This window comes from Mucilaginibacter sp. (assembly GCF_036383575.1).
GTDB lineage: Bacteria > Bacteroidota > Bacteroidia > Sphingobacteriales > Sphingobacteriaceae > Mucilaginibacter.
This window is the reverse complement of record NZ_DASVOB010000682.1, coordinates 1-9,481: the sequence shown is the minus strand read 5'-3', so window position 1 is coordinate 9,481 and position 9,481 is coordinate 1. Positions and strand designations below refer to the sequence as shown.

The window sequence follows — 9,481 nt, the reverse complement described above, 5'->3', positions numbered from 1 at the left end:
CCATGCCATCGGCTGAGTTGAAAAGCAGGATTAAGAAGTAAAAGATAGTTTGCTTAAACAAAAAGCCCTTCGGAACTTGATCCGAAGGGCTTTTATGTTTAATTACCTCCATGTCATTGCGAGCGATAGCGTGGCAATCTCGTAGCTATGCTCAGCGGCTTTGCATATAGTACAGGCATAACGACGAGATTGCCACGTCGCCCCATTGCACAACCCCGTGTTGCTCCTCGCAATGACATAAAGTTAATTTTCCACGCCGTCGCTCGGCTTCAGCTGGGTGTCAGCTATCTCGCGGCGTCTCGCCGCCGAAGCAGGCCAGAGGCCTGTACAATAGTTGCCACTCGCCAGGAGGCGAGCGGCGGCTTTTTTTCTTATCTTACTTTATTTTTATTTCAGCTCCGGAAATTTAGCCGCTTCAAAAATGCTTTTCTCGGTTGCGGCTTTTTCAATATCCTGCCATTTGCGTGGTGCATCTATTGATAGGATTGTACCCTTGTCTTTACCTATCTGTACGTCATCTTCAATGCGTACACCAATATTCCACCATTTTTTATCGCAGGGGCTGCCGGCAGGGATATAGATACCCGGCTCAACAGTGATCACCCAATTCTCTTCCAAATTACCGCGACCACCTTTGTCATGCACATCAAGCCCTAAATGGTGCGAGCAACCATGCGGGTAGTACTTACGCACTTCTGAAGCATTTTTAATAATACCCAGCTTGATCAACCCTGCCGCTAAAACTTCGGCCGATTTCTGTTCAAGGCTGGCATACGGAACGCCTGCTTTGCATAACTTAAAAATTTCTTCCTGGGCATCATACACCAATTGGTAAATAGCCTTTTGCTCTTCGGTAAATTTGCCGTTGGCCGGTACGGTACGGGTAACATCGGCAGAGTAGCCATGATATTCGGCACCAACATCCATCAGCAGCAACTGGTTGTTAAGTTTTGTAGCCGAGTTTTCTTCATAGTGCAGGATACAACCATTTGCTCCGGCGCCTACAATTGGCGGATAGCCTTCATCTTCTGCTCCGTACCTTTTGTGTACATAGGTCATGATCCCTTCCACCTCACGTTCGCTCATATTTGGCTTTACTGATTTCATCACTTCCAGGTGGGCAAGGCTTGATATTTCAACAGCCTTTTTCAATACGGCTATTTCCTCCGGTGTTTTTACACCGCGAAGTTTGGAAGTAAATTCAGAATATCCGGTGTTACCGCCGTAAGTTGTTGCAATCTTTGCCTTAACATCGGCAAGTGTCGTAGAATCGGGTTTGGCCACCAATTGTTGTATAAGCGGATTATTCTTGTGATCCTCATCTGCAAACTTATCTTTAAAATAAGTCATGACACGGTCTAAATTTTGAGGGGTAACCATTCTTGCTATCAAATTAAGGTCACTCATAACCTGCCTGTTGGTTTCCGTTATACCGGCTTTAGTTTTAAAAGCAGCTATCAGCTTCTTAAGTTCTCCTGTCGATCCATCGCCGGTAACATCTTCGGGCAGCGCGTCATAATATACATTGGCAAACTTTTTAAAATCAACAGGGAATTTCGCAAAATCCTCGCTGTTGTACGCCCGCTTAAAGCCAAGCTGCGACTTAGCGCCTTCAACGCCTAAACGCCTGCCAGTCCATTGCTCACGACCGGCATCGCGGTGACGTACAAACAAAACTTCGTTATAGCTGCTATCGCCATCGGCCTGCGTGTCTTTAAACACTAATAATACCGAATTTGGCTCCTTGTATCCCGAAAAATAATACAGATCGGGGTTAGGATGGTATACATAATTAACATCGTTCGAAAACACCTGCTCGGGGTAAGAAAAGATCACCGTTACCGAATTGGCGGGCATCAGGTCGCGCAGGGCCTGGCGTCTTCCGGCATGAAATTCTTTGCTTAAATAATCAGAGGGTAGGTTTTCGGCGGCTTGTCCTAAACAGCGGTTACTGCCGGTGAGGGCAAGTAAAACTACTAATGCCCGAAAAAATGATCGCGTCATAATGATAAAGGAATAATGTCAGTCAAAAAACGGTTTAAGATACTAAATATCAGATGATATCACGGTCACCCTTTTAGGGGGAATTGAACGATTTGCAAAATAAATAAGTGTCATTGCGAGGAACGTGATGGGAATGAGCCGGGGGCGTGACGCGGCAATCTCGTAGCCTTGCATTACCACAAAGCAGATCCGCCCTGTATAGCTACGAGATTGCCACGCTATCGCTCGCAATGACATGATGTAGAATTGAAGACGGGCTCTGGGCTACTTAATCTTCCTCGCCGTTACACCCTCATTGGTGATCTTCACCGGCAGGATCTTGCCATCCTTGTCAAAGTACATTTTATCGATACAGGTAACACGGTGATTGCCGTCTGTTTCGGTTAGCGGGCGGCGGTGGTAAACAATATACCATTCATCCTTACCCGGCACCTGGATCACCGAATGGTGACCTGCGCCTGTGGCTATACTGGCGTCCTGCTTTAATATGGTTCCTATACGGTTAAACGGACCAAAAGGCGAATCGCCAATGGCATAAGCTACGCGATAATCCGGACCGGTCCAGCCACCTTCGCTCCACATAAAATAGTATTTGCCTTTGCGTTTAAACATCACCGGGCCTTCAACATAATCTTTAGGAGTGATCAGTTTATAGGTTTCGCCATTATCAAATGGTTCAACACCGGTAAAATCGTTTTTCAGTTTTACAATGTTACACTGGCCCCAGCCACCGTAGATCATGTAGTACTGACCATTATCGTCTTTAAAAACAAACTGGTCGATAGGTTGAGCTTTATTGATGATCTGTCCGATGAGTGGTTTGCCCAACAGGTCCTTAAACGGACCTTCAGGTTTATCGCCAACGGCAACACCTATACCACCAACCTCGTTATTATTCTGAATATCGTTAGCGCCAAAAAAGATGTAATATTTGCCATCTTTTTCAGTCACCGCAGGAGCCCACATCGCGCGCTTTGCCCATTTTACAGCAGCGGTATCTATAATCCTCGGATGCTTAGTCCAATTGATCAGGTCGGGAGATGAAAAGGCATCCATAAATACCTGGTCGTTATATTTGGCCGAGTAGGTTGGGTACACCCAGTATTGCTTATTAAAGATCTTAGCCTCCGGATCGGCATACCAGCCTTCAACAATAGGGTTACCGGATGTCTTTTTCTCTTGTGCTAATGCTTTGTTTGCAGATGTGGTAAGCGCCACACCTAATGCTGCCAGTAAAACCAGCTTTTTAGGGATGATCATTGGGAAATAGATTTTTGGTCTAAGATATTAAAATAGATAAAACGTTTTAGTAATGGTGCACTAATTTATTCGAATTGAAGCGAATTACACGAATTTAATATTATCAGGATTAAAACAGTAAGCTACAGGGAAATCGCTTTTAACCACATCCAGACAGAAAACTATAAATGAAAATTTTTACACTAATTTTTACGTATTAATCGAATTACACGAATCTTAAATTAATTAAAAATTCGTGTAATTCGATTAAATTGTGTTCAACTTAAAAGTATTCGTGAAAATCTTTTAATTACCGGTATTCTGTTGTTTCGGTTTCTTTTTACCCCAGCGGCGGTTAGGTTTTCTTTTAGCATCACCTTGCGGTTGTTCGGGTTTAAGGGGTTGTATCGCAGCCAGTTCATCGGGAAGAGCCATCAGCTTGATAGGCTTTTCTATCAGCTTTTCAATATTCTTGAGCTTCCGTTCGTCGCGGTGATTAACAAAAGTAATAGCAGTACCGGTGGTGGCGGCACGAGCTGTACGGCCAATGCGGTGGATATAATCTTCCGGATCGCCGGGAACATCATAGTTGATCACCAGGTCGATCCCTTCCACATCGATTCCGCGCGAAAGGGCATCGGTACCTATGATAACCGGTAATTGCTTATTTTTAAATTTAAGCAGGATCTCTTCGCGTTCTTTCTGCTCCAGATCAGAGTGGAACGACATAGCATTGATCTTGATAGCCTTAAGTTCTTTATATAATGCTTTAACAATTTCCTTACGCGAGGCAAAGATGATGATGCTTGTAAATGCAGAATCTTTGAGAATATGCTGCACCAGTGGCGTTTTTTGCTGATCGTGCACGCGGTAAACCTGCTGATCGATACCGACAGCCGGCTGGGAAATGGCAATATTGATCTGCTCGGGTTCTTTCAAAATGGCCTTGGCCAAAGAGCGGATACGGCCGGGCATGGTGGCAGAAAACAGCAGCGTTTGCCTTTCTTTTGGCAGGTAGCTGATGATCTTCATGATATCGTCCGAAAAACCCATGTCCAGCATGCGGTCGGCCTCATCAAGTACCAAATGGGTAAGGTGATTGAGTTTTAATATGCCTGATGTAAGGTGGGCGATAAGCCTGCCGGGAGTAGCTACAATGATATTTACGTTGTTTTGAATGCCGCGGCGTTGCTGTTCATAAACAATGCCGTCGCCGCCACCAAAAACAGCGATGGAGCTGATGCCTGTAAAATAGGCAAGGCCTTCAACCTGCTGATCTATTTGCTGGGCAAGCTCGCGGGTTGGGGCAAGTATAAGGGCACTGGTATGGTGTTTATGGGTTTTGCTGATGCTGTTTAAAACAGGCAGCAGGTAAGCACCGGTTTTACCGGTACCTGTTTGAGCGCATGCAATCAGGTCGCGCCCCTCCATAATGGTTGGGATAGCCATGGCCTGTATGGGCGTAGGGTTCAGGAACCCCATACTCTCTACACCTTCAAATAATTGCTCGTTAAAATTAAAATCCTGGAAAGTCACTATATCTTATAAGTAAATTATGCAAGGTATAAAAAATTTAACGGTAAATGAGGGTTTTAGCATAATCAGCTACCGTTAAAGGACCAGAATAATTAATCGGTTCACCACCTGTCCAATACAGGAGGCACCTCCGGAGCCAAAAAGCTTCATTTCGTTTTCTATAAACATGATACTCCTAATGGAGTTTAAAAAAGCACGCATGCATAGAACTCCGTAGGAGTATCATGTTTGTAGCTAAATACACGACAGATATCAAGGCTCCGTAGGTGCCTCCTTTTGCATTTCAAGGCACCTTGTCCTGCAAAATATACCTATAGCACTCTTTAATGACACTCATCTTACCTTCCCAATCAATTCAAAAATTTACTTTTGAATACCTATGAATATTATCACCCAAACACCACGCCTGCTGATCCGCGAATTTACTGCCGAAGACGAAGAGCTTTCTACCCTGATAGATGCTGATGACCGCCTTACCCAATATGTAAAAAAGCGTACTCCGCAGGAGAGTAAACAGGTTTTTAAAGACACCTTGAAGGAATACAAGAACGGAACCGGGCTGGGCAGATGGGGAATTTTTAATATTGCCGATAACGATTTTATAGGCGTTTGCGCCCTCAAACCCAGTGATTACGACCGGAGTCGAATTGAGCTGGGCTATCGCCTGCACCTCAAATACTGGGGCCAGGGCATTGCAACAGAACTTGCCGAAGCTTTAGTTAACTACGGCTTGAATAAAGTTGGATTAAAAGAGGTTTGCGCCGTTACCCATCCTCAAAATGCAGCATCACAAAGGGTACTGATCAAAGCCGGCTTCGTGCGTGAAGGGATTGTGTTTTGGTATGGGGAAGATGTACCGTTTTTTAGGGTGATCAATAAGCAGTAAATATAAATATGTCATTGCGAGCGATAGCGTGGCAATCTCGTAGCCATACAGGGTAAACATGCACAGCGGTTGGCATGGCTACGAGATTGCCGCGTCGCCCCAAGGCTCATTCCCGCTCGCTCCTCGCAATGACATCACTATTAAATTTATCTCAAATCCCTTATAATATCCTTACAACCGTTTTCAATCAATTCAAATACCGGTTCAAATTGATTGTCATCATAATAAGGATCGGGAACAACCTTATCGCCTAAAAGAAGTTTCACTTTAGCGGCCTGTTCTTCGTTGCGGGCCATGTTAAGTACGTCGCTCAGGTTATTACGGTCCATCACAAAAATATGGTCGAACTCGTCAAAGTCAGCACGTTTAAATTGGCGGCAAACCTGTTTACTGATATCAACACCATGATTACGTGCAGCACGAACCGAGCGTCTGTCGGGGGCTTCACCCACATGCCAGCTCCCCGTACCTGCCGAATCAACATCCCAGCCAAGTCCGTTTTCATCTGCCAGGTGCTGCATGATACCCTCCGCCAGCGGCGAACGGCAGATATTGCCCAGGCATACCATTAGTATTTTCATTGTTTAGTTGATTGGGTGAGTAGTTGGATTAGGTGAGTGGTTTTTCTTGTTGAAAATCGACCGGCATTTAACCACTCACTTATTCAACCCAATAAACCACTCACTCAAAAAATTATCCAAATATCTGATTTAACACCCCGGCCAAACGAACGCCGGCTTTTACCATCTGGTCGTTTAGTAAACCAATGTATTTAAAGTTGTATTTATAGCTCAGGTTTTCGCCCGGCTTAACATCGGTGTATAGTTTGTCGGCAATCTGGTCGCTTTCGTAGATCCATTCACTTATCGGAGCCGCCTGCAGTTTGGTACGCTGAGCAGCGGTAGTATGGTTGATCATGGTTGCATACTCCGTATAGCTCAACTGCTGAAAGTCGATCAGTTGGCTATCCCAAACCGAGTGCAGGTTACTGTCTTTACCAAACCATTGCACTTTTACATCGTTACCGCCTTTATCGCTTAAATGGCCGGTATGCAAAGGCTGATGAACATCCTCTACAATATGGATCAGCATGCGCAGGTAGAGCAGCTTGTTGGTTTTAGTTGTGGTTTTCTTTTTGAGCTCGGCAATCAAAAAATTCATTTTAGTGTAGGCATCAACAGCTGTATCAGCTTTTAAATAGCCTTGCAGTTCTGGATAAGTATATGCCTTTTCCAGGTTAATAAAATGCCAGTTGTACAGATAATTGTAAGCCGGATCCGATTTAATAAAATCAGCCCAGTTACTGGTGATCGCTATCGACTCATCGCCCAAAATAGCCTGTATGGCCTTGCGGGCTTTAGGGCTCAGGTAGCTATCGGCAACCTGGCCGCAAATGCGGTGACCGTTGGTGCCCCAGGCCATGCTTTGCAGGGGGATATAAAATATCGCCACCAGCAGCAAAAGTTTCTTTAAAAGTTGTGTTTTCATTACAATGGTTTTGGAATACAGCTTGTTCTTTTTATCAGATGCACGTTAATAGGTATTACGTTGGATGTGCTTACAAACCTGATGAGTGAATCGCTTTGTTGGTGAACCTTAAAATATTCTTCATAATCGCCAAATCTGAAACAGCCCTGTTCATTTTTATACGAGCCATCGGCATTACAAAACTGCCCTTTAATGCGCAGCGTATCGTGTCTTTGCGAGTACGTTCCGCGAATGTATTCATCCCAATGGCCTTTGCTCATACAGGTATCAGCTCCGTAATTAACCTTGCTAACGGTACTAATCTTCAAAAGAAATGAATCGCAGCTGAATTTGATATCATATAGCGAATATGTTACCAGGCTTTTTTGCGCAGGCACACTATCCTGCCGCCATTCGCCCTGCAGTTTGCTATCTCCGGGTTCCTGCATATCGGGGTTCCTGGTACATGAGCTGAAAGTTGAAAGCAGAAGGCAGAAAGCTATAAATGGATAGGCTTTTTTTAAGCTTAAAGCAGAAGGCTGAAGGCTTAAAGCAAAAGGCCTAAAGCAGAAAGAGAAAAAACGAAAGCTATAGCGTTTTTGCATAAACGAAATTAAAAAAGCCCCTCTCCTTTGGAGAGGGGTTGAGGTGAGGTTGCTTATTTCAAGCTGCCTATCATATTTTCAGGGCGTACCCACTCGTCAAACTGCTCGTTGGTTAGTAAGCCTAAACCAATAGCTGCTTCGCGCAGTGAGCTGCCGTTTTTAAGGGCTGTTTTAGCGATTTTAGCTGCGTTTTCGTAACCGATGTGCGGGTTAAGTGCAGTTACCAGCATCAGTGAGTTTTCAAGGTGTTTTTTGATGCCTTCGTAGTTTGGCTCAATACCAACAGCGCAATGGTCATTGAACGACACACAAGCATCTCCAATTAGCCTTGCCGACTGCAGGAAGTTAGCTGCCATCAGTGGTTTAAATACGTTCAGCTCATAATGGCCGTTTGAACCGCCGATAGAAATAGCCACATCATTACCCATAACCTGTGCAGCTACCATGGTAACGGCTTCGTTTTGGGTTGGGTTAACTTTACCCGGCATGATAGATGACCCCGGCTCGTTATCCGGAATATGAATTTCGCCAATACCCGAACGTGGACCAGAAGCCAGCATCCTGATATCATTAGCAATTTTCATTAGCGAAACCGCAATTTGTTTCAGCGCACCATGGCTTTCAACAATAGCATCATGAGCGGCAAGTGCTTCAAATTTATTTTCGGCAGTGATGAACGGCAAACCGGTGAACTGAGCAATGTACTCGGCAACTTTAACATCATAACCTTTAGGAGTATTGATGCCTGTACCTACGGCAGTACCGCCAAGTGCAAGTTCTGAAAGGTGATCAAGCGTGTTACGCAAGGCTTTTAAACCGTGGTTCAGTTGCGATACATAACCTGAAAACTCCTGGCCTAAAGTAAGCGGGGTAGCATCCATCAGGTGGGTACGACCAATTTTCACTACCGATTTAAAAGCTTCAACCTTAGCCTGCAAAGTATCGCGCAGCTTCTCGATGCCCGGGATGGTTACATCGATCAGGATCTTGTACGCCGCAATGTGCATAGCAGTTGGGTAGGTATCGTTTGATGATTGTGATTTGTTCACGTCATCGTTAGGGTGGATGAAGGTTTTGCCTTCGCCCAGTTTATTGCCTTGTAATACGTGGGCGCGGTTAGCAACCACCTCGTTCACGTTCATGTTTGATTGCGTGCCCGAACCTGTTTGCCAGATCACCAGCGGAAACTCTGAAGCCAGCGCGCCGGTCAGGATCTCGTCGCAAACCTGTGCTATCAGGTCGCGCTTTTCGGCAGGCAATACACTTAAATCGGTATTGGTATAGGCGGCGGCTTTTTTCAGGTATGCGAAAGCGTCGATAATTTCCTTCGGCATTGACGCCTCCGGACCAATTTTAAAATTATTGCGTGAGCGTTCGGTTTGCGCTCCCCAGTATTTGTCGGCAGGTACTTGTACCTCGCCCATGGTATCGTGTTCGGTTCTGAAACTCATGGTATTAAATTTTGCAGGGGCAAAGTTATGTTTTTATATGATGCGGGGGAATGCAGGGTGTAAACTTTTTGATAGGGAGCGATGATTCTATAAACCGGTCTATGTTTACTCTCCCTTGTTGGTGTTTGGAAGATTCAGATCAGTTGAAATGCTGGTTAAAAAAGCCATGTCATTGCCTTTAGATTAGCTTCAACAAAATAATAGAGGTTGTTATTATTGTTGAAGCTTTCTTTTTGCTTCTTTTTCTTTGTTAATAACCTTGATTTTTGTGGAAAAAGTTAACAACGGTAAGG

Annotated in this window: 8 protein-coding genes; 1 reads left to right on the top strand and 7 read right to left on the bottom strand. The window is 44.7% G+C overall.

What is annotated here, in order from left to right; translation table 11 throughout:
* Positions 1 to 387 precede the first annotated feature (387 nt).
* The 3 genes from VF500_RS23945 to VF500_RS23935 all read right to left on the bottom strand — a co-directional run bounded on the left by VF500_RS23945 (position 388) and on the right by VF500_RS23935 (position 4,779).
* On the bottom strand, positions 388 to 2,004 hold the full coding sequence (locus tag VF500_RS23945) for an aminopeptidase P family protein (protein ID WP_330862088.1): 1,617 nt from the start codon (positions 2,002 to 2,004) through the stop codon (positions 388 to 390).
* Between the two features lie 264 nt (positions 2,005 to 2,268).
* Positions 2,269 to 3,264, bottom strand: coding sequence for a glycoside hydrolase family 43 protein (locus VF500_RS23940; protein ID WP_330862087.1), 996 nt, complete (start codon positions 3,262 to 3,264; stop codon positions 2,269 to 2,271).
* A 285-nt stretch (positions 3,265 to 3,549) separates the two neighbouring features.
* Positions 3,550 to 4,779 (bottom strand): DEAD/DEAH box helicase, encoded by a 1,230-nt coding sequence (locus VF500_RS23935; protein ID WP_330862086.1) that lies wholly within the window; start codon positions 4,777 to 4,779, stop codon positions 3,550 to 3,552.
* Positions 4,780 to 5,158: 379 nt separating this feature from the next.
* Between VF500_RS23935 and VF500_RS23930 the strand changes: the two genes are divergently transcribed.
* Entirely contained in the window at positions 5,159 to 5,665 is a 507-nt protein-coding gene (locus tag VF500_RS23930) for a GNAT family N-acetyltransferase (RefSeq protein WP_330862085.1), read from the top strand.
* 146 nt (positions 5,666 to 5,811) lie between these two features.
* On the opposite strand, the gene VF500_RS23925 is transcribed toward VF500_RS23930, so the two are convergent.
* The 4 genes from VF500_RS23925 to fumC all read right to left on the bottom strand — a co-directional run bounded on the left by VF500_RS23925 (position 5,812) and on the right by fumC (position 9,188).
* Entirely contained in the window at positions 5,812 to 6,246 is a 435-nt protein-coding gene (locus VF500_RS23925; RefSeq protein WP_330862084.1) for a low molecular weight protein-tyrosine-phosphatase, read from the bottom strand.
* Between the two features lie 112 nt (positions 6,247 to 6,358).
* Positions 6,359 to 7,153: a S1/P1 nuclease gene (locus tag VF500_RS23920; RefSeq protein ID WP_330862083.1), complete on the bottom strand. Its 795-nt coding sequence runs from the start codon at positions 7,151 to 7,153 to the stop codon at positions 6,359 to 6,361.
* Positions 7,153 to 7,737, bottom strand: a complete 585-nt coding sequence (locus tag VF500_RS23915; RefSeq protein WP_330862082.1) for a hypothetical protein — start codon at positions 7,735 to 7,737, stop codon at positions 7,153 to 7,155. Before VF500_RS23915 ends, VF500_RS23920 begins: the two co-directional genes overlap by 1 nt.
* A 53-nt stretch (positions 7,738 to 7,790) precedes the next feature.
* Positions 7,791 to 9,188, bottom strand: a complete 1,398-nt coding sequence (gene fumC / locus VF500_RS23910; RefSeq protein ID WP_330862081.1) for a class II fumarate hydratase — start codon at positions 9,186 to 9,188, stop codon at positions 7,791 to 7,793.
* Positions 9,189 to 9,481: the final 293 nt, after the last annotated feature.